Origin of the sequence: Alteribacillus iranensis, from assembly GCF_900113025.1 — a bacterium.
Lineage (GTDB): Bacteria > Bacillota > Bacilli > Bacillales > Marinococcaceae > Alteribacillus_A > Alteribacillus_A iranensis.
In genome coordinates, this window is record NZ_FONT01000001.1 from 391691 (window position 1) to 412199 (window position 20509).

A 20509-nucleotide genomic window follows, 5' to 3' on the forward strand; every position below is an offset into this window, starting at 1 on the left:
ACGGAAAGACACACGCATCATGCACAACATCGAAAAAGCCATGGTACCATCTCAACGGATGGCGCCATGGCTTTTTCTGTTAGGCTATTTGATATAGATCCGGTTCTTGCTGTTGTTTATTCTGAACGAGAGGGGAACGCATTGGTGGAAACATCATCGTCTTCGGAGTCTGAATTTGAATTCATATTAGTATCGTCCTCTTCCTCTTGATTGGAGTTATTTCCATTGTTTCCATTTCCTGAGGATGGTCCGTTGTTTCCATTATTCGTCTCCCCGTTATTATCATTATCATCGTTCTCGTTGTCTGAATTACCATCTGGAGAATTTCCGGGGTTGTTAATTCCGTTATTAGGAGAATCATTCCCATTTTCGTTTTGACCGTTTTCTGGGTCGTCTCCTTCATTGTTCCCATTTGACGGATTCTCATCTTCAAGATTTTCCTCTTCGTCATTTCCTTCTTCTTCATCTTCCTCGGTTTCTTCCTCAGCATCAGGGTCAGGTACATTTACTTGTACTTCAGCAGAGGTACTGGCATTTGGTCCTTCCCCGTCAATGACGGTAACCCGGAAGCGGTGAGTCGTACCTTGTTCTGGACCTGTTAAAGAAAAGGACATTTCATTTTGCGTACTTATCGTTTCATAGCCGCTATTGTCTACTTGATGCTCGACTTGGAATGCAAGTTCCTCTAACTCCTCTTGATTGTAGTTCCAAGTGACTTGGATGGTATCCGACTCTTCCTCGTAAACAGCGTTTAACCCTGTAATCTCATTTGGTTCCGATTCAGGATCCTCTTCCTCCTCCTCTGGTTGAGGAATGGCTTCTGGTCCGGTTCCTTTTACAAAGAGTTCAGTAACCGTCTGACTAGAAGGAGTAAACGCACTAGCGCGTCTTCCGGTATTGACGTCAATCGCTATTTCTTCCACCGATTCCGGCTTGGTGAAGTCCGGGGTCTCCACATTTTCAGAGACATGACTCATAATAAGTCTAAAAACCTCTTTAGCAATATTGCTTTCATTATTAATTAAATAGTTTTCACCGCGATTGCCGCTAAAACCAGTCCAGACAGCAGCGGTATATTGCGTAGTATAGCCTGTAAACCAAACGTCAGGATCGCCGCCAGCTGGAATGTTAAATTTCTGATGTTCTTCATTCGTAAAATTAGTCGTTCCTGTTTTACCGGCGAGTGGCAAGCCTGGAATGTTGGCTGCGCGTCCGGTACCTCTTGGGTCCGTTACAACGTCTTTTAAGACGTCCGTAATCATGTACGCGGTGTAATCTTGCATTACTCGTTCGGAAGACGGCTCCAGTTCCATCACTCTGCCGTCAGGAAATTCAATTTTGCGGACGGTGTATGGCTCTGTGTACATTCCGCCATTTCCAAATGCAGCATAAGCTCCAGCCATGTCAAGACTGGATACGCCATTTGAGAAGCCGCCGAGAGCGTAAGATTCATACACTTGTTCAACTGGTATCCCCAGATTTCTTGCAAAATCACCTGCACGCTCAAGTCCCGTTTGCTGAAGAGCTTTTACAGCAGGTATATTTAGGGAACGGACTAAAGCTTCTCTCATACTGACATTTCCAGAGTAAGTACCGGAATAGTTTCGAATGTCTCCCCCGTTGGAATATTGATGGGGGCTATCTTCAATTTGGTGGTACGTCGACCACTTGTTATACTCGATGGCCGGTCCATAGTCAAGGATAGGCTTTATCGTGGAGCCTGGCTGGGCGGAAGATCTGGCTGCGTAATTAAAGCCTCTTGAAACATCTTGGCTTTGCCTGTTTCCGACCATCGCTTTAATTGCCCCTGACTCTGTATCAAGCAAAGTAAAACCTACTTGGAACTCTTCACTATCTGGATAATGGCTGATATATTCATTCGTTTGGATCACTTGCTCAGCATATTTCTGCGCATCCGTATCCAACGTCGTATAAACTTTAAGACCCGCTGTATACAAGTCATTCGTGGTAATTCCATCTATTTGTTCTAACTCGCTTTGTACTTGACTGATGAAGGAGTCGTAAACAGGATCATTCTGTGGAGGATTGAAATCTATTTGTTGTTCTATCGTAACCTGTTTCGCTGTCTCACCGTCTTGCTCTGATATAAAACCATGCTCTACCATGAGGTTAATAATCATATCACGGCGATCTTTAGCTTCTTGTGGGTTTATCGTCGGGTCATAATAGCTTGGGCGTCTCGGAATGGCTGCGAGCAGCGCTGCATCTTCAATCGTCAGTTCAGAGACGTCGGATTTATTAAAATAAACGCTGGCAGCTTCACCGATTCCGTGAGCACCTTTGTTGAAATAAATTAAGTTCAAATACATTTCCAGAATTTGATTTTTGCTGTATTGTTGTTCCAGACGGACAGCAAGATACTGTTCTTGCACTTTACGGGTAATTGTTTTTTCTTGTGATAGAAACGCATTTTTTACTACCTGTTGGGTAATCGTACTTGCACCTTCCGCGCCGAAACCTTCTGTAAAGTTAGCTGCAACGGCACCGAATAAGCGTTTTATATCGATTCCAAAATGATCGTAAAATCGAACATCCTCCACCGCCACAAAAGCAGCTTTCGCGTGCTCCGGTACATTGTCTATATCTACTAAATCCCGATTTTCACTTGATTGGAGTCTTGTTACTTCTTCGTCATTTTGGTCGTATATCTCAGCTGCCTGCGAAAACACGAGTTCATCGGGGTCGAGAGGAGGCGCTCCACTTATAATAATAGCCGCTCCTGCGATACCCGCTCCCATCAGTAAAACGAGGGCGATCAATAATGAAATAACAATTTTCTTCCATATTGGTTTATTTGATTTTGTCTTTTTTGGTTTATTTTTACGTTTAGTAGTTTCTTGTGCCTTGCGTCGTTCAGTTCGTGAACGATAATTGTCGCTCATGCTCTTTCTTCCTTTCCGCACTTCTGCCTTTCAATGTTTTGGTCGACATATTTCAAGCAAACGTTACATTGATAAATAAAATTGATCCAAGATAGAAAGATAGTCCAGGCGAGGCCGGAAGGTTGTCGGTATGAAATGACCTGCCTTTTCAATCTCTCGTTTCGGGATGGATTTACGCTCGGATTGCTCGAAATACCATTGTAAAAAATGAGAAGCATCATATAAGTACGTCTCTTCAAATTGTGAAAATCGTATAATCAAAAACGACAACCCACCATGTTCTTGTACGTTCTTCATGTGCTCAGCTTGGTGTGCGTGAATGTTCCCAAAAGGAAATGATGTTTTATTCTTTGTTTCTTTTGCTTCGAAATCAATATATTTGCCTCTATACACACCGTTGAAATCAGTCGTAGAAGGCTGTTTAAAATAAGCTTCGGTAATTTTAGCAGCGCTTCTTTTCGGATAATCTACTTGGACAACTTGAACAGGCGTAGGTTTTTTATGAATAACGGCACGGCCTATCTGTCTATAATAAAGGTTAGTTTCATTTAAATCTTCCTCAAGTGTCATTCCTCGATTGGCATATTGCAGTGATTTTTTTTGAGCTAACCTCGAGTTTAACTTATCAGAACGGGGAGAGTATTTTTTTCCGCCTGGATAGCGTATCGTCATATGAACACCGTCCTTCCGGTACTTTTCTCCAAAATGCCATCACTATATATTAGCATAATTTTATTTAGGAAAGAACAGAAAAAAGAACTATGCTACCGAATTATTGGACAATCCTAGGGATAAACGTGTTACGATTAGATATAGAGGGGAAGGAGGAATAAATATGTCTCAAAAACCAGTTAATCTTGGATTTGGCAATATGATGCCTCCAGATCGAATTGTATCGATTGTCAGTTCAGATTCAGCTCCAACAAAACGATTGATTCAAGAAGCCCGTGAGAGAAAAATGCTGATTGATGTTACAAATGGAAGAAAAACAAGAAGCATTATTTTAGCGGATAGTGACCATGTTCTTTTATCTGCTATTCAACCGGAAACGGTCGCACAACGGCTTCATGAAAACATAGAAGAAAGTTCCAATTAAACCTCGGCAGCTTGAGCCGGGGTCTTTTTTTGTAAGTATATATAGTAGATGCACTGACTTCATCGAATAACCACTAGTTCTGTCAGGAGGAAAGGCTTTCCGAAACGCCCGTCGAAACAGTATTCTAGGAACAATGATTCTTTATCCAGTAAGGGGGAATAGGGATGGATAAAGTGTGGTACAAAACGAAAGATGTGGCTCAGTATTTTAATGTTTCTCCTGGTACTGTATTGAATTGGGTGCGCAAATTTGAAGTGCCATACTCTGTGAACGCCAATGGGCATTACTATTTTCAAGAAGATCAGTTAAAGCAATTTTCTGAAATCAAACAACACATGCAAGAGAATATGGAAAATAACAAAAAAACGACGAACGTGGCATCTCACATAGCGATAAATCGATTGGATGAGGTAGAAGAAAAAATAGAAATACTGGAGAAATTGATAGCAAACAAGGCAGATGAAATTATCGGTTTTCAATTAATGGAGCAACGACGGGAAGTCAGAGAGTTAAACAAAAAATTGGAGAAAATAGAAGCGCGGCTTGACGACCTGGAGAGCGAACGTGAAGAGGGAGGGGACAGGAAAAAGAAACAAAAGGAAAGCTCTAAGAAAGATAAGCATTTCCTGGCTGGAATCTTTTCCGTTTGATTGGTTCACGTCCCACTGTTAATATAACAGACAGGGGGGACACAACATGGATATTAATAAATTAATGAAGATAACGGAAGAGCTCCAGGAATATAATCAACAAGCACTGAAGACCCATATGGAAGTGTCAGAAAACCCAGACTACTCCCCTGATTTTTTTGCAGAAGTAAAACCGTTTGCCGATAAAGTTAAAGAAAGCGCCGATGAATGGAAGCCGCTTGCAGAACAATGGATTGTCGAGGAAAAGCCAGATTACTTCTATATCAAACAAATTGATGATACGCATGAAAATTTGCTAATTTCCTCCGTTTTGGCTTTTCAAAGTGACACGAAGAAAAAGCGCTTTCGGGAAATGATACAATCGATCGAATACATCATGTCCGGCATTCAAAATGACATTCGCAAAAAATACTAAAAGACATACAGAGGGGAAGATAGAGATGGGTTATATTGTGTCTTCAGATTGGCTTGAAGGACGGATAGACGATAACAATGTCCGTATCGTAGATTGTCGTTTTTACCTGGATAACAGCGAGAGAGGGTACAAAGAGTACAAAGAGAGTCATATTCCAAATGCTGTTTATTTTGACTTAGAGCAAGATTTGTCAGGGAAAAAAGAAGCGCATGGCGGCAGACATCCTCTCCCTGATATGGAAACATTCACGGACAAATTGTCTGAAGCGGGTATTGATAATGAGACAATCGTCATTGCTTATGATGATCAAGGAGGAATGATGGCAGCCCGGTTTTGGTGGATGCTGCAATACGTAGGACATGAGAAAGTGTTTGTGTTGGATCGGCCTTTTACAAAGTGGAAAAACGAAGGAAAACCAGTAGAACAAGAAATGAAAACGCCACCAAAGAAAACGTTCCAGCCACATATTGAGGCAAACCAAGAAGCACCATTAGAAGAAGTGAAACTAGCGCTTCATGACGAGGATGTTGCGATTATTGATGCTCGGGATGAGGAGAGATTTAGCGGGAAGAAGGATGAAGTGGATGGCAAACCAGGACATATTCCCGGTGCAAAGCATTATTTTTGGAAAAATATTCTGGATGAAAACGGTGTTTGGAAAAAAGATGAAATGTTAAAAGATTATTTCCAAGATATTTTAGACAAAAAAGAGATTATCTCCTATTGCGGTTCCGGCGTCACAGCTTGTGTTAACGTGCTGGCTCTTAAAGAAGCGGGGTACGACAATGCTCGCGTGTACGTAGGAAGCTGGAGTGATTGGGTTACGTATGATGACTTACCAGTAGAAGATGGTAAATAAAAGAGGGGCTGTCAGAAGCTCTACATGTTACAGAGGCTGGGACAAAAGTATTTAAATGAAAGATAAATCCGAACAACTTATGTTGTCGCTTTGTCAAAATACTTCGCTTTCCGCGGGCACGGCTTCAGCTTCCTCGGAAAGCGAAAACGGCTTTCCTGCGGGATCTTCAGCTCGTGCTGTTCCCGCTGGAGTCTACGTATTTTGACTACGCTCATACACTGCGTTTATGAAACGGGTGACTCCTTCAACATGTGATCGTTCGTCTTTAGAGTTGACTATTCTAGTTTTGTCCCAGCCTCATTTTTTAAAACAGCTTAGGCAGTTGGCTTTTTTGCAGCGGTTTGCCGCCACCATCTTCGTATAGGTTTTCTTCAAAAGTTTTGGCGTTTTAATGGAAAAAGAGATTCGCTATCGGCGGACGCTTTCCGCGGGCAACGCTTCAGCTTCCTCATGAGCAAAGACCGCTCCTGTGGGATCTTCAGCTGTTGCTTTTCCCGCTGGAGAGGCCGCCTGCCGCTCATCTCTAATCTTCTTTCTTACATCATTGAAAAAAGGACGCAAAAGGTCATTTTTGTGACCTTTTAATACAGCCCTTTCATCTACAAAACCTAGCTTCTCTCGAAATAGCTGCATGTTACATGGCCGACAGCTTTTGCTGCTACAAGTATTGCGTCTTCGTCTATATCAAATTTTGGATGGTGATTAAAGTATGGTTCCTCGACACCTTTTGGGGTGCAGCCAATATAAAAATAAGAGCCAGGTGTGTTCTCCAAGTAATATGCAAAGTCATCGGAGGGGGCCATTTTTGGAAATTCTTTTACGTCTTTAATGTCTTTATCCTCTGTTTGTTTTAGCACTTCTGCGACAAACTCTGTTAACTCAGGATCGTTATATAAAGGCGGATAATCTGGCGTATAGGTTAGTTCACAAGACACATCAAACATTTCTTCTAACCCATGTACCATTCGATGAAATTCTTTTTTTATCACCTGTTGTACCTCATTATTGGAATAGCGAATATCTCCTTCTATTTCAATCGTATCTTTGATAACATTGAAGCTTCCTTTCCCATCAAAAGAACCGACCGTGATGACTCCAGCTGTCATCGGATTTATTCTACGGCTGATAATCGTTTGGATCGCTGTCACAAAATGGCTGCCTGCAACGATTGCATCATTGGCCTTGTCGGGAGAAGAGCCATGCCCGCCTCTCCCTTTGATTACTAATTTAAAATACGTCCGGCCATTAAATGAATAACCACTGTGATACCCGACTGTTCCTGCTTGATCCAAAGGTAAAACGTGAATACCAAATATGGCGTCTAAGTCTTCTAGTTTCCCACTTTCTACGATGCTTTTTGCGCCACCAGGAGGAACTTCCTCAGCGTGCTGGTGTATGATCTTTATTGTGCCTTTTATTTCGTCTTTACACTTGATAAGGGAATCAGCCAATATGAGCAAATAGGCGGTATGGGCATCATGTCCACAGGCATGCATGACACCATCATGTTTAGATTTAAATGGTACGTCGGCTTCTTCTTTAATAGGCAATGCATCAAAATCAGCACGAATTCCTATTGTTTTACCGTCCGATCCGCCTTTAATGGTAACAATGATACCATGTCCATTCCCTACATTCGTTTCGATGTCTACTTCCTTATCTTTATAAAAATCCTCAATATATTGAGCTGTCTTTTCCTCTTTAAATGACAGCTCTGGATTTTCGTGTAAATAACGACGAATTTCCACCATTTCGTCTTTACGGGTTTCCAGCATTTCCATTAACTTTTCTCTCATTGTCTCATTCCTTTCTATCTGTAACTAAGTCCTGTGGTGAGCATAAACAAAAGGATTTCTTACTCCAACGCAGGATCAGTAGAATGGGCTGTACTTTGCCGTGGAGATGTCGTTTCGGGGCCGCCCGTTTCTTTCGGAACAAGAGCAATAATGGAGATCAAAGACACGACAGCAAAAATAACATTCGTAATAATACCTGCGGTGGCCGCAACTTCCACGGAACTGAAGGCAGCTACCGCACCATAAATGGTGCCAGAAATCGCGATCCCAAAGGCATTCCCCAAGGAGCTGGCCATTTTATAAATACCAGAGGCCTCCCCAACTTTATTATCTGGTGACGATGCGACAGCTGTATCTGTAGAAGGTGTGGCATATAAACCAAGGCCTAACCCGAATAGGATAAATCCAAGAAACACGACAATGGTGTACCACAGATCGGGTAGAAAAGTGAGTCCCATAATTGCGACACCAATTAAAGTGAAAATCGTCCCCAAAATCATCGGATTTCTTGCCCCCACTCGCTGCATGACTTTTTCCCCGACACGAATCAATGCGAGGACGGTTACTAAATACCCGATTGACAGCATACCTGATTGAAACTCTGTAAATCCTCGACCGACTTGGACATACGTATTGGCAACGATGAGTGTCCCTGCGACCGCATTCAAAAAGAAGTTTGAAATGGTTGCACCTGTGTAAGGTTTGTTTTTAAATAACTTAAAATCAATAAGAGGCGTCAATTCTCGATTTTTTTCATAACGAACGAAAATAAAAGTGCCAACAATGACAACAGCTGCTAATAAAAGAGTAATGGGATTAGTCCATCCCAAGTTTTCACCTTGTGTAATAACAATGTTCAATGCTAAGACAGCGATAATAAATATGGTTAAGCCGCCAAAGTCAAATTTAAAGGCATGATTTGTTTCTGCCTTACTTTCTGGAACTTCTCTAATCAACCACATAGCGAGTAAAGAAAATATAATGGAAAAAACGAAAATCCATCTCCAGCCCATATAGGTGGCAATGGCACCACCGGCGAATGAAGTGATACCAGACCCTCCCCAAGACCCGATGGACCAGTAACTTAGTGCACGTTGACGTTCTTCGCCTTCAAAGAAAGCTTTCATTAAAGCAATGGTTGCTGGCATGATACATGCCGCCGACAACCCTTGTAATACACGTCCGATGATTAAAAGAAAGGCCCCTTGAGCCAACACGAGCAATAAAGAACCAATTACACTTAAAATCAAGCCGATATAAGTGATTTTCTTCCGTCCTAATCGATCAGCTAACCCACCAGCTACGACGATAAACAGACCAGAAAACAAAGACGTGAGACTGATGGCAATATTTAACGTACCCATATTAATTCCCAAATCATTTTGGACAGCGGGAACAATGTTGACCATCGCTTGGGCAAAGAGCCAGAACGTAATGACTCCAAATACGATTCCAATAATTAATTGATTGGTGCCTTTATAAGTTGTGGTACTCATCGTATCTCCCCTTATATAAATGACTGGCAGTAAAAGTATACGTTTATTGTGTACCTCTTTCTCGAAATTTATGGGCTTGTGTTAAGATGACCTGTTGTACAATGATAAGTGGGAAATGAAGCTGTCGAGAATGTAAAAGGCACCGCTGTTCAAAATGGTACTTAGAAGAGGAGTGTACTTGTAATGGTTGGAGTAGAAATAGATATGGTTGTCAAAGATAGTGTGAAAGCATTGGAATTATACGAACGTATATTTGATATCGAGCGAATAGAGGTTTCCGATGTCTCCCGCGGCGAAAGTGAAGTGATTTTTACCTTATATGATGTTCGCTTTCATCTATTAGATGAGAACCCCGCGTTTCATTTAATCGCACCTACACCGGATGATCCAAAAACAAGTTGGGTGAATGTGATGGTGCCAGACATAAAAGACACATTTAGAAAGGCAATGGATGCAGGTGCTACAGAAATACAGCCTGTAACAGAACTGCCTGACTATGGTGTGTCGAATGCCATCTTCTTGGACCCTTTCGGTTACATGTGGATGCTGCATCAAATACATAAAGAAGTGAGTCAGGAAGAGCGACTCCGGCTTTGGGAGGAACAAAAAAAGGAAAACAGGGAAAATTAGGGGGATTGAAAGGATAGCGATCAGGGAACAAATAGAATGGAAATGAAACAGGAGGTGAAGATATGTTTCATTATACAGTGGAAACCAATCAGTCCATCGAAGACACGATCTCATCTTTAGAAAAAAGCTTAAAAGAAGAAAGCTTCGGGGTGCTTTGGCATTTTGATATTAGGGAGACATTACAGAGCAAAGGGTTTGAATTCGATCAACCTTATCATGTCCTGGAAGTTTGCAACCCGAAAGAAGCGCAGCGTGTATTATCCGAAAATCAAATGGTAGGTTATTTCCTTCCATGCAAAATCGTTGTGTATCAAGATAAAGAGACGACAAAAATTGGCATGCCCAGGCCTACATCATTAATTGAAATGGTCAACGATGACTCTCTTAAAGAATTTGCAAAGGATATAGAAGACCGTTTAATGGAATGTATGGATCGCTCCGTTTAACAAAAACGGCGGGAAAGGTAAGACCCTTGGACGAGGAATGCTTCGTCTTAAGGGTCTTTTATGTGAGGGTTTATGTTATTTATCCGTTGTCTGTTTCTAAAACTTGTTTTTACATATTAATACGCCGACGGGGAAGACTCCAATGATAGCGAACAGATAACATTCGGAACATAACAATTAACGCTAAAATGATTAAGTACCCCGGCATGGAGTGTATCCAGCCGGCACCTACAAAAATTCCAGCTAGTGTCGTCCAAGCGATATAAACCTCTTTCTTTAAAACTAATGGCCTCCTTCCGGCTAATAAATCACGTATCATTCCGCCACCTGTGCCAGTTAAGGCGGCAGCCGCGATAGAAGCACTTAACGGTAAGTTCATTTCTGCCGCATACATAGCGCCTTGGACGGCGAAAGCCCCTAAACCAATCGCGTCAAAAAAGACGCCCCAACGTGACCATGTTTCGAGGAGATAGGAAGGAAGAAGAAAGGCGATGGTCATAATAAGAAAAGCGATAATAAATAAAAGACCTTGGTCCCAAAGCGTCGTAATCGGAACTCCGATCAATAAGTTACGAACGGCTCCGCCTCCGAAAGCCGTGACGAACCCCAATATATAAACTCCCATTAAATCATATTCTTCTTCCATGGCGACAAAAACTCCACTTAGAGCAAAAGCAATGGTACCAATGATGTTCAATACATCCCATGTCATACGTGTATTCCCCTTCCGCTGCGCGAGCAGTTAAGGCTAAAATCTTCCTGATTTGAAGATAGCATAAAGGAGCCATAAAAACAGCAGGAAAGAGACGATAAAGCCAACTTCAATAACGGGAAGGCGCACAAGCGGGGATGAAGAATCTCCAAAGGTGGATCCAATAATAAGACCGACCATGATAATGCTGAAAGCTAACAAGATAATGCTGAAGGAAAGCCTGTTGCTGATCCGATCCAATTTATTTAAAAATATATTAATTTTTGGAATCTGCATTTCTACGCCGACGTGGCCTTTATTTAGCTTCGCTAGCGTGTCACGCAGCTCTCGCGGAAGATCGAATAAATATTCTTTTTGTTTTTGACTCTCTTCCCACCATTTTTGCAAAGTATCTTTTGGGTTTAATTTTTCTTTCGCTAGCATTTTTCCGTAAGGCTCAGCTACTTCCACAATACTTAAGTCGGGATCAAGATATTCGATGACACTTTCAAGTGTAATAAGGGCTTTCGCAAGCATCGTGTACTCTTTGTAAATTTGCAGCTCATAACGCTGAGCTGTGAAAAAAATGTCGTTGACTGCTTCGCCGAAGCGAACGTCTTGAAGGGGTCTGTCATAATATTTCTCTAGTAGGTATTCCACATCTTCTTCTAACTGATCGCTATCCAACTCATTTGGCACGTCTGCCATTTCAAAAATAGAGTTTGCGACTTTGGAAGGTTGCTTTCTAGTCATAGCAATGACGAAATCAATAAATTGGGCTCTCATCGTCTTATTCAGACGGCTAATTTGGCCGAAATCAATGAAAGATGCCGTTTCTCGATCGACAAATATGATGTTTCCCGGGTGAGGATCACTGTGAAAAAACCCATGAATAAGGACTTGATGCAAAAAGGCATTTATTAAAGAGCGGGCTAATAACGGTTTATTGATATCTGTATGCTCCTCATCCATGTGCGACAATTTTATCCCATCGATAAATGTCATCGTTAAAACACGTCGGCTGCAATATTCATTCATGACTTCGGGAATAACGATATGGGGACAGTCTTTCATAATCGTTTTCATTTTTTCTGTATTGCGCGCTTCTACGTAGTAATCTGTTTCATCGCGAATGGCGTCCACATATTCCTCCACTAAATCTTGCAGCCGATAAAACCGTGCCCAGTGAAAACGCTGTGTAAACAACTTGGCAAGATCACGTAAAATATCGATATCTGTTTCAATAGTATCTTTAATATGAGGTCTCGAGACTTTGACCGCTGTCTTACGTCCGTCGTGAAGAGTCGCCACATGCACTTGCCCGATCGAAGCCGCTGCTAACGGTACTTCTTGAAAGTCCGCAAATATGTCCTCCAATGAATAGCCTAAATCACTTTCAATAATTTGTTTTACTTGTTCAAAAGGAAAAGAAGAGACATCATCTTGGAGTTTTTCTAACTCTTCAATAATAGAAGGAGGAAATATATCTTTTCTTGTGCTGATAAGCTGGCCGAGTTTAATAAAGGTGGGGCCCAATTCCTCCAAAACACGTCGGAGTCGTCTCCCAATGGAATGCAGGTTCGTGTCGCCAGGGTCAGCGGTAAGACGTTTCGGCAAGGATAACACATGAAATAGACCTACTTCTTGAAGGATATAACCGAAACCATGGCGAGCCAAAGTTGCAGCTATTTTACGGTATCTGTTGGCATGCTTTAAACTTTGTGTAAGAGACATAATGGATTCCTTTCCCTATGACGGCTTTCGAATGTAAGAAATCTTTAATTTTCTCCTTCTTCGAGTTTCTTCTCTATTGCCATCAATTTCGCTTCTAATCGATTGATATCATCTTCTGTAGCCAGTCCCATTTCTTTAAAGGATTTCTGCATTTTCGTTTTCGTTTGCTGAGACCACTCTTTTTCTGTATCCTGTCCTTTTTGAATCAGTTCTTCTTTCCATTCTTCTGCTTCTCTCGGAGTTAGCTTACCTTTTGATACGAGCTCATCTACATAGGTTTGTATTTTTTCCCGGCCATACGCCGCTACCCCAAGGCCAAGAAAAAATCCTTTTTTTAACATGTCATTCATGAAGACTCCTCCTTTAAGAAGTTTCTACTATACTATGTTTCCTTACTTTATTTTACCAAATAGTATGGGATTAAACATTAAGAGGAGCAAACGAGAAAAGCGCAAGCGCCCTGGGAAGGGCTGACTTCTGCGTTGCAAACAGGACGTTCGCGTACTTAGCAGACACTGTTGACGTTTGTGATTTTATAAATTCTGATATTAGAAAAAAGACCTTAACAGATAGTGAACCGTTCTGTTAAGGTCTTCTTCAGGATGCTTGTACTTTACTTACTATTACACATTCCGGATCATCGAATAGATGAAATAGAGAAGGGAAGCAATAGAAAGTACAATTAAAATCGTAAGAAACAATGGTTCAGCGTCTTCCCAGCTGGCTTCTGCGGCAAACGCTTGGGAAGGGATTAGTGCAACAGCTAGAGCTGCAAACAATGCAGTCAACCATTTATTCATCATTAACCACCTCTTCTTTTATAATAGTATGTACACCAATAAATATACAAACAAATATGTTATCCCCATTTATTATATAGTTTGACCTATAAATTATCAATTGTTCTTCAATTTTTGTTATCCTAATAGAGGTAGAAGTGTTAATGGGTATGTTACACTGTTAACTGTTGAAGTACCACTACTTAGGTATCGGTTAAATTGGAAAAGAAATCTTCTCGTTTCGTTTGAAACACAGAGTAGGCGTTAGTTAGTTTATCATTGGAAAGGAAAATGAAATATGAGTAAAATTCACATCGAAGATATTATCATTGCCAATCAAACATTAAAAGATGTGGTTACACACACACCGCTACAGAAAAACCAAGTGTTATCTGAGCGATACGGTGCAAATGTATATTTAAAAAGAGAAGACCTACAAGTGGTTCGTTCCTTTAAGTTACGAGGGGCTTACCATTTAATGCATAGTCTCCCGGAAGAACGAATGGAAAATGGTGTCGTATGCGCAAGCGCAGGAAACCATGCTCAAGGAGTGGCTTATTCCTGTAAGGCCTTAAAAGTAAAAGGAAAAATATTTATGCCAACGACGACACCTCGTCAAAAAGTAAGTCAGGTGAAACTATTTGGCAAAGAGTATGTCGATGTTATTTTAACGGGCGATACATTTGATGACTCCTACCAAGAAGCAATTACGTTTTGTGAAGAAAATGAAATGGCTTTTATTCATCCTTTTAATAACGAAAAAATCATTGCTGGACAAGGAACAGTCGGCATGGAAATCATGAATGACATTGAAGAACATATTGATTATGTTTTCTGTTCCATCGGTGGGGGAGGATTAATCTCTGGAGTCGGAACATATATTAAGTCTATCTCACCTGATACGAAAATCATTGGAACAGAGCCTGCCGGAGCAGCTAGTATGAAAGCTTCGTTGGATAAAAATGAAGTGGTGGAACTCGGGGATATTGACAAATTTGTCGATGGAGCTGCCGTGAAACGAGTGGGAGATATTCCTTTTGAAGTTTGTCAAACTGTCGTAGACGATATTTCACTCGTGCCGGAAGGAAAAATTTGTACCACCATTCTTCAATTATATAATGAAAACGCGCTCGTTGCAGAACCGGCAGGGGCTATGCCAATTTCAGCGTTAGATTTCTTCAAAGATGAGATCAAAGGAAAAACCATCGTATGTGTAGTGAGCGGCGGCAATAACGATATCGGACGGATGGAAGAAATGAGAGAAAAATCACTGAGATATGAAGGGCTGCAGCACTATTTTATCGTCGATTTCCCGCAGCGTGCAGGGGCGCTTCGCGAGTTTCTTCATGAAGTGCTGGGACCGAATGATGACATCACTCGGTTTGAGTATAATAAAAAGAATAACAAAACAAAGGGACCTGCCTTAGTTGGAATTGAACTGGCAGATAGCAAAGATTATCGGCCGCTTATTGACAGGATGAGAAGCAAAGGTTTTCGTTATCATGAGATCAATAAAGAAGAAAGTCTATTCAATTTCTTAATTTAACCTTCCATACGGAGGGTTTTTCTTTTAGAAATCAGAAGAGAGTGGTTAAAATGGAGTCAATGGATTTGATGAGGAGGGATCGCTCGTGATTGTTAATGATTTTGGGGATTATTATGAATTGATAGATCAACACGAACATGCACGTGTATCCTGGTGTCTTGCTAAAGAATGGGGCGATGCTGCATTAGAAAAAGAACCGCTTTATGAAGAAGTGTTACAAGCGATACGTCACCATGATCGTGCCTGGATCCCATTAGATCAATCTCCAACCATAAATATGGAAAAAGGGGCCCCTCACTCCTTCACGGACTATCCTGAAACAAAAAAACTGGCCGCTTATCAAAAAGGGATAGAAGAAGTGACTGCGATGCACAAGTACAGTGGATTGCTTGTCAGCTTGCACTATTCTTCGTTTTTCGGAGAAAGCTCGTCGAAGGAAGGACAGATATTTTTGCGATCTGAAGAAAAACGACAAAAATGGCTGCGAAAAGAATTAATAGAAGAAGAAATGGAAGGAAGAAAGGAGGAATGGCATCTCTCCCTCTTACAGTTTTGTGATGACTTATCATTGTACGCCTGTATGAATAAACCAGGGGCAGCGAAAGAGGAAGAAATAAACTGGTTCAAGCATGGTTTCCGTCATACTTTTCCGTTTTTGAATGAAGATGTCATTTATCCATTATACCGAACGAACCAGGAAATCACGTTACAACCGTTCCCACTCAAACGTCGAGTCACTGTCAGCATACAAGGAAAGAAAGTAAGGAAAAGAACGATAGAACGAGATGGATTGGAGATTGCTTTTGCCAATGCTGAGAGCTGCGAGAGAGTTCTAACATTCTGTTGAGGAAATGTAGGAAACACAACAGTGTTGCACTCAGTAGTAAGCATACCATTATAAGAAAGTAAAGGAAGTTTAACTAATGAAAGAGATCACAGAAGAATCATCACTCATGGACTTGATACGAAACGAAGAGTCACTCCTATTATTTTTATATACGCCGTTATGTGGGACATGCAAGAGAGCAGAGCAAATGCTGATCCCGTTAGAAGAAGTGCTGCGGGATGTCCAGATGGTGAAGGTGAATGCGAATATCATTCCGGAATTTATGCAGCGGGAGAAAGTAACGAGTGTCCCTTGTTTAAAGGTTTTTCAAGATGGAGAAAATATTAAAACGATTTATGCTTTTCATTCCCTGCCCTCTTTAATAGAACGAATTTACCCATTGTTTCAAAACAAATGACAAGGGGATTCCGGCAGAACCTTTTAGTAGGTTCTAAAAGAATTCCCCTTTTTTTCAGGATCCTCTATTCTAGCCTGGTTTCTGTCCTGTTTGAATAACATGTTTCATTTGTTCGCTATTCGGATAGTCGTTTGCATCATACTGCCTCATGACTTTTTCATTATCATACTCTACCCTTTCAATCGAAGCAGAAATGTCCCCTTCATGAATGTTTACAAGAACATAGGATGGCCGCGGGTCGCCGTCAAAAGGAAGGCCTACGCTTCCTGTATTAATATACGTCTTGTCTCCAATCTTACGTATGAACGGGGTATGAACATGACTATAGACGATTAAATTTGCTTCTTCGCGCGTGTTTAATTGGTTTTCTAAGGTGTCATCCGAAGCATCTGCAGGAACAACATCAAATAAACTGTCCGGGGTGGCATGAAAAGCATGCATTGTAACCTCGTCACTTAACTCGTCCACAAAAAATTCCGGCAATTGCTCGAGATAATGTAAATCATCAGAAGTTAATCGTTCCAATGCCCATTCTCTCTCTTGATTCATAAGAGCCAAAGCCTTGTCAGGAACTTCTCCTTTCTTTACCCCGCGGACGATCCACTCATCTGCATTTCCTTTTAAAACTTTTGCAGGATAAGAACGGACGGTTTCCAACGAATTTTTAGGCTCAGGTCCCCGGTAACACAGATCTCCTAACACATATAATTGATCAATTTTTTGCATTTTTAGCTCTTTTAAAACCGCTTTTAATGCTCTGGCGTTTCCGTGTATATCAGATAATAAAGCAATTTGCACAAGAATCCCTCCTCATTGTATGTATGTTTGGAACATTCCATCATTCTATTATACAACATACATTCGACACAATATAACCCATGTGCTGTTTCGTTTAGTAAACGACAAGGGGTGTGTTACAATATCTTCAGCTAGTTTATGGAAAGGAGTCTTATTCATGAAAATTATCTCCATAGAACCGACCCCGAGTCCAAATACAATGAAGCTTACGTTAAATACAACACTTCCTTCGGGAACGAGTAACAATTACTCACTGAAAAATAAAGATGAAGCACCAGAAATGATTCAAACATTATTCGACATTGAAGGAATAAAAGGGGTATATCATGTAGCTGACTTTATGGCGGTAGAAAGACATTCCAAAGTAGACTGGAAAGTTATTCTGCCTCAAGTGAGAGCGGCATTTGGTGAAGAAAACACTGATTCCTCTAGCGCAGCGACCGAAAAAGAAGAAGCCTTTGGTGAAGTGCAAATTCAGCTGCAAACGTTTAAAGGAATCCCGATGCAGTTGAAATTGGTTGCTGGAGAAGAAGAGAAGAGAGAAGGGCTGCCCACCCGTTTTCAAGACGCGGCGTTTAAAGCACAGAAAGACGACGACAACATTGTCATGGAGCGGCAGTGGGTGGATCACGGTGTTCGATATGGAAATGACCTGGACGCAATCGGAAAAGAGGTAGCTGAAGAAGTAGATGCTGCATACTCCAATGAACGTCTGGATCGGCTTGTAAATAAAGCACAACATGGTAAGAATGAAGAAACCCAAGACCAACCACGATATATTAAAGTAACTGCTGAGATGCTGGACGATCCGGACTGGAGAAATCGGTATGCAGCTTTGGAGCAAATGGACCCTAGTGAAGATGACTTGCCTGTTCTTGAAAAGGCCTTGCATGATGAAAAAGCTTCTGTGAGAAGGCAAGCAGTAGTCTGTATTGGAATGGTTGAAAAACCGCTTATTCTTCCATTACTTCGCCAAGCCCTCCAAGATAAATCGGTTACCGTACGCCGGACGGCAGGAGACTGCTTTTCAGACCTGGGGGATAAAGCAGGGGTTCCGGCCATGGTGGAAGCTTTAAAAGATTCGAGCAAGCTCGTCCGTTGGCGGGCCGCTATGTTTCTTTATGAAGTAGGAGATGAAACAGCAGTAGATGCGCTAAGGGAAGCAGCAGATGATCCTGAATTTGAAGTGGCGATGCAGGCAAAAATGGCATTAGAGAGAATAGAAGGTGGAGAAGAAGCCAAGGGATCCGTTTGGAAACAAATGACTGATATGCTGGAAGAGAAGAAGAAGGCAAAGAAAAATAATTAAACTCCTTACGTTATTGCGATGGAAAAGGAAAGGATAAAGGTACTGTGAGACGAAAGCCAGCAAACCGAATTTCACGAAAAGCGCTTTCCGTATGGCGTATAAAAGGGATGATAGAGACATCCCTCTTACTTTTTATACTCGTCATCGCCTATTTTTTTATGAACGATCATCCTCTTGCAAATATGGTGATGTGGGGAGCCGTAACCGTCGTTTTGCTGTATGGAGTGGCCCGGGTTATCATTTGGCCTCAACTCCGGTGGAAATCGTGGAGGTACGAAGTGTTTGAAAAGGAAATAGAACTCTTACGTGGTATTTTTATCGTGAAACACACTCTCATTCCGATGACACGTGTCCAGCATGTAGACACAGAACAAGGGCCTATTTACAAAAGGTATCAGTTGACGGCTGTCACCATATCGACGGCTGCTGGTGTCCACGAGATCCCTGCGCTGACAGAAGAACTGGGGAGCAGTCTTCGTGACCAAATTGCAGAATTGGCCGGAATGGATGAAAACAACCATGAGTAATTGGAAAAAACTTCACGCTACTTCTATACCCATCACATTTATTACGAGAGTCAAAGAGTTTATTATTCCTTTATTTTTATCTTTTTTTGCAGGTGGGGCAGGATCTTCTTTCTCGTTCTCGCGGTGGTTATTCCCAGCCATTTTACTCTCTCTCTTTATATACAGTGTGGTGTATTGGTTAAGTTTCCGTTACCGTATGGAAGATGACGAATTGCGAATAAAGCAAGGCATTTTGGTTAAGAAAAACCGTTTTATTAGAAAAGATCGGGTGCAGTCCGTTGATATCACCACCGGAATCGTTCATCGATTATTTGGTGTGTGTAAGGTGAAAATAGAAACAGCAGGAGGGGGAACAGAACCCGAAGTAGAGCTTGTTTCTATTTCTTTAACGGAGGCAGAAAGTCTTAAAAGAAGACTCGGAAATGGTGAAAGAACAGACGATAGCAAAGAGGAACAAGAGGAAGAGCCCTTCACATCTACTTTTCGATACCGTGTTCCGGGCAGATTGATTGTCGCTTCTGGACTGACCTCTGGAAAAGTTGGTCTTGTCTTCTCAGCGGCGGCAGCTTTGTTAAGTCAGGTTGACCAATTTATTCCTCAGCAATTCTATGAAAAGACAGTTGGCACACTGGTGGCATTTAGCACAGCAGCTCTTATTATTATTTTTCTAACCATTGCAGTTGTCGCTTGGGGAATTTCTGTTATTATCACATTTTTCCAATATGGTAATTTTGAAATCAGCAAAACAGAACAAGAATTAACCATTGAGCGCGGCATATTAGAAAGGCGTCAATTGACCTTACAACTCGAAAGAATTACGAGTGTACGTTATGTCACAAATCCCATTCGTCAATTGTTTGGGATGTGGGCAATCTATGTAGATAGCGCAGGCGGAGGTTCGAAGGAGGAAAACCTTTCAACGATTTTGTTACCCTTGGGAACAAAGAAAGATATTTCCTACGTAATGGAGCACTTACTGCCTGAAGCCCAATTTCCAGATCACATAAATAAGCTGCCAAAAGTGGCAGCTAGACGATATATATTTCGCACTTCGATTTTATGGTGGGTGCTAGCCGTTCCTTTCCTCTTCTGGGTGCCAAATGGCTGGCTATACTTGCTTGTACCTATCTTTTTTACTTATTTTGGCTGGCAACGTTATAAAGACAGCGGTTGTTTGTTTAACGACGCGCATTGTATCTTGCAAACTCGACATGTTAACCTGTCCTGCAATGTCCTCCCGAAGCGAAGGATCCAATCGTTAACAAATAGTCAGTCCCTTTTTCAAGAACCGAAGAAGTTATATTCCCTTTCCGCTCAAATCCTAGCTACAAGTGGCGGAAAAACATTCCTGATCAAGGATATTGACGAGAGGCAGAGGGACGATGCAGTAGACTGGTATATCGGCAACTTGCGTTCGTCTAAAAATGAATAACATTTATTTATCATGTTGTTCATACAGGTTGCCTTTTTCTCATCACTATTCGGGATGTTGAGCAGGTGAGACTTGCTATCACATGGTGAATAATACACAAATAAGCAGTCCAATTAGAAATAATGGGGCTGCTTATTTTTATTGCCAAAAAGCGATTC

At 41.5% G+C, this 20509-nt stretch carries 22 protein-coding genes; 12 read left to right on the plus strand and 10 right to left on the minus strand.

Going from position 1 to position 20509, the window contains the following annotated elements; all coding sequences use genetic code 11:
* Nucleotides 1–116: 116 nt before the first annotated feature.
* Both BM095_RS02040 and recU read right to left on the minus strand, forming a co-directional pair.
* Nucleotides 117–2903: a PBP1A family penicillin-binding protein gene (locus tag BM095_RS02040; RefSeq protein WP_091656701.1), complete on the minus strand. Its 2787-nt coding sequence runs from the start codon at nt 2901–2903 to the stop codon at nt 117–119.
* 63 nt (nt 2904–2966) lie between these two features.
* Nucleotides 2967–3575: a Holliday junction resolvase RecU gene (gene recU, locus BM095_RS02045; RefSeq protein WP_091656704.1), complete on the minus strand. Its 609-nt coding sequence runs from the start codon at nt 3573–3575 to the stop codon at nt 2967–2969.
* Nucleotides 3576–3738: 163 nt separating this feature from the next.
* Here recU and BM095_RS02050 point away from each other — a divergent pair, with 163 nt between their 5' ends.
* The 4 genes from BM095_RS02050 (at nt 3739) to BM095_RS02065 (ending at nt 5923) form a co-directional block, all read left to right on the plus strand.
* Nucleotides 3739–3999 carry a DUF370 domain-containing protein gene (locus BM095_RS02050; RefSeq protein WP_091656706.1) on the plus strand — a complete coding sequence of 87 codons (261 nt, stop codon included), beginning with the start codon at nt 3739–3741 and terminating at the stop codon, nt 3997–3999.
* A gap of 164 nt (nt 4000–4163) precedes the next feature.
* A complete protein-coding gene (locus tag BM095_RS02055) occupies nt 4164–4649 on the plus strand; it encodes a helix-turn-helix domain-containing protein (protein ID WP_091656709.1) in 486 nt (161 codons plus the stop codon).
* Between the two features lie 46 nt (nt 4650–4695).
* Nucleotides 4696–5064 (plus strand): YppE family protein, encoded by a 369-nt coding sequence (locus BM095_RS02060; protein WP_091656711.1) that lies wholly within the window; start codon nt 4696–4698, stop codon nt 5062–5064.
* A 25-nt stretch (nt 5065–5089) separates the two neighbouring features.
* Complete coding sequence (locus BM095_RS02065) at nt 5090–5923, plus strand: sulfurtransferase (protein WP_091656714.1); 834 nt, start codon at nt 5090–5092, stop codon at nt 5921–5923.
* Nucleotides 5924–6331: 408 nt separating this feature from the next.
* On the opposite strand, the gene BM095_RS02070 is transcribed toward BM095_RS02065, so the two are convergent.
* From BM095_RS02070 to BM095_RS02080, 3 genes are read right to left on the minus strand one after another with little or no spacing between them, the layout of a single operon-like run.
* Nucleotides 6332–6556 (minus strand): hypothetical protein, encoded by a 225-nt coding sequence (locus BM095_RS02070; protein WP_091656717.1) that lies wholly within the window; start codon nt 6554–6556, stop codon nt 6332–6334.
* Nucleotides 6532–7719 (minus strand): amidohydrolase, encoded by a 1188-nt coding sequence (locus tag BM095_RS02075; protein ID WP_091656719.1) that lies wholly within the window; start codon nt 7717–7719, stop codon nt 6532–6534. The genes BM095_RS02070 and BM095_RS02075 overlap by 25 nt, the downstream gene beginning before the upstream one ends.
* A 59-nt stretch (nt 7720–7778) precedes the next feature.
* On the minus strand, nt 7779–9215 hold the full coding sequence (locus BM095_RS02080) for an MFS transporter (RefSeq protein ID WP_091656722.1): 1437 nt from the start codon (nt 9213–9215) through the stop codon (nt 7779–7781).
* 183 nt (nt 9216–9398) lie between these two features.
* Here BM095_RS02080 and BM095_RS02085 point away from each other — a divergent pair, with 183 nt between their 5' ends.
* Nucleotides 9399–9845: a VOC family protein gene (locus BM095_RS02085; RefSeq protein ID WP_091656726.1), complete on the plus strand. Its 447-nt coding sequence runs from the start codon at nt 9399–9401 to the stop codon at nt 9843–9845.
* Nucleotides 9846–9907: 62 nt separating this feature from the next.
* Nucleotides 9908–10291 (plus strand): DUF302 domain-containing protein, encoded by a 384-nt coding sequence (locus tag BM095_RS02090; protein ID WP_091656729.1) that lies wholly within the window; start codon nt 9908–9910, stop codon nt 10289–10291.
* 109 nt (nt 10292–10400) lie between these two features.
* On the opposite strand, the gene BM095_RS02095 is transcribed toward BM095_RS02090, so the two are convergent.
* The 4 genes from BM095_RS02095 to BM095_RS16460 form a co-directional block, all read right to left on the minus strand.
* Nucleotides 10401–11003: a trimeric intracellular cation channel family protein gene (locus BM095_RS02095; RefSeq protein ID WP_091656732.1), complete on the minus strand. Its 603-nt coding sequence runs from the start codon at nt 11001–11003 to the stop codon at nt 10401–10403.
* 36 nt (nt 11004–11039) lie between these two features.
* Nucleotides 11040–12716 carry an ABC1 kinase family protein gene (locus tag BM095_RS02100; RefSeq protein ID WP_091656734.1) on the minus strand — a complete coding sequence of 559 codons (1677 nt, stop codon included), beginning with the start codon at nt 12714–12716 and terminating at the stop codon, nt 11040–11042.
* A 44-nt stretch (nt 12717–12760) separates the two neighbouring features.
* Complete coding sequence (locus BM095_RS02105; protein WP_091656737.1) at nt 12761–13066, minus strand: phasin family protein; 306 nt, start codon at nt 13064–13066, stop codon at nt 12761–12763.
* Between the two features lie 273 nt (nt 13067–13339).
* Nucleotides 13340–13516: a hypothetical protein gene (locus tag BM095_RS16460; protein ID WP_177194655.1), complete on the minus strand. Its 177-nt coding sequence runs from the start codon at nt 13514–13516 to the stop codon at nt 13340–13342.
* 277 nt (nt 13517–13793) lie between these two features.
* Here BM095_RS16460 and ilvA point away from each other — a divergent pair, with 277 nt between their 5' ends.
* From ilvA to BM095_RS02125, 3 genes are all read left to right on the plus strand, one after another.
* Entirely contained in the window at nt 13794–15041 is a 1248-nt protein-coding gene (gene ilvA / locus BM095_RS02115) for a threonine ammonia-lyase IlvA (protein ID WP_091656743.1), read from the plus strand.
* 85 nt (nt 15042–15126) lie between these two features.
* Nucleotides 15127–15888 carry a DUF3891 family protein gene (locus BM095_RS02120; protein WP_091656746.1) on the plus strand — a complete coding sequence of 254 codons (762 nt, stop codon included), beginning with the start codon at nt 15127–15129 and terminating at the stop codon, nt 15886–15888.
* A 76-nt stretch (nt 15889–15964) separates the two neighbouring features.
* Nucleotides 15965–16285: a thioredoxin family protein gene (locus BM095_RS02125; RefSeq protein WP_091656749.1), complete on the plus strand. Its 321-nt coding sequence runs from the start codon at nt 15965–15967 to the stop codon at nt 16283–16285.
* A gap of 69 nt (nt 16286–16354) precedes the next feature.
* Here BM095_RS02125 and BM095_RS02130 read toward each other — a convergent pair whose 3' ends face one another.
* The gene (locus tag BM095_RS02130; RefSeq protein WP_091656751.1) at nt 16355–17083 is read right to left on the minus strand and encodes a metallophosphoesterase family protein; all 729 of its coding nucleotides are present in this window, start codon (nt 17081–17083) and stop codon (nt 16355–16357) included.
* A gap of 157 nt (nt 17084–17240) precedes the next feature.
* On the opposite strand from BM095_RS02130, the gene BM095_RS02135 reads away from it, so the two are divergent.
* From BM095_RS02135 to BM095_RS02145, 3 genes are read left to right on the plus strand one after another with little or no spacing between them, the layout of a single operon-like run.
* Entirely contained in the window at nt 17241–18392 is a 1152-nt protein-coding gene (locus BM095_RS02135; RefSeq protein WP_091656754.1) for a conserved virulence factor C family protein, read from the plus strand.
* A 44-nt stretch (nt 18393–18436) separates the two neighbouring features.
* The gene (locus BM095_RS02140) at nt 18437–18919 is read left to right on the plus strand and encodes a PH domain-containing protein (protein ID WP_091656757.1); all 483 of its coding nucleotides are present in this window, start codon (nt 18437–18439) and stop codon (nt 18917–18919) included.
* On the plus strand, nt 18870–20351 hold the full coding sequence (locus tag BM095_RS02145; RefSeq protein ID WP_091656760.1) for a PH domain-containing protein: 1482 nt from the start codon (nt 18870–18872) through the stop codon (nt 20349–20351). The genes BM095_RS02140 and BM095_RS02145 overlap by 50 nt, the downstream gene beginning before the upstream one ends.
* Nucleotides 20352–20509: the final 158 nt, after the last annotated feature.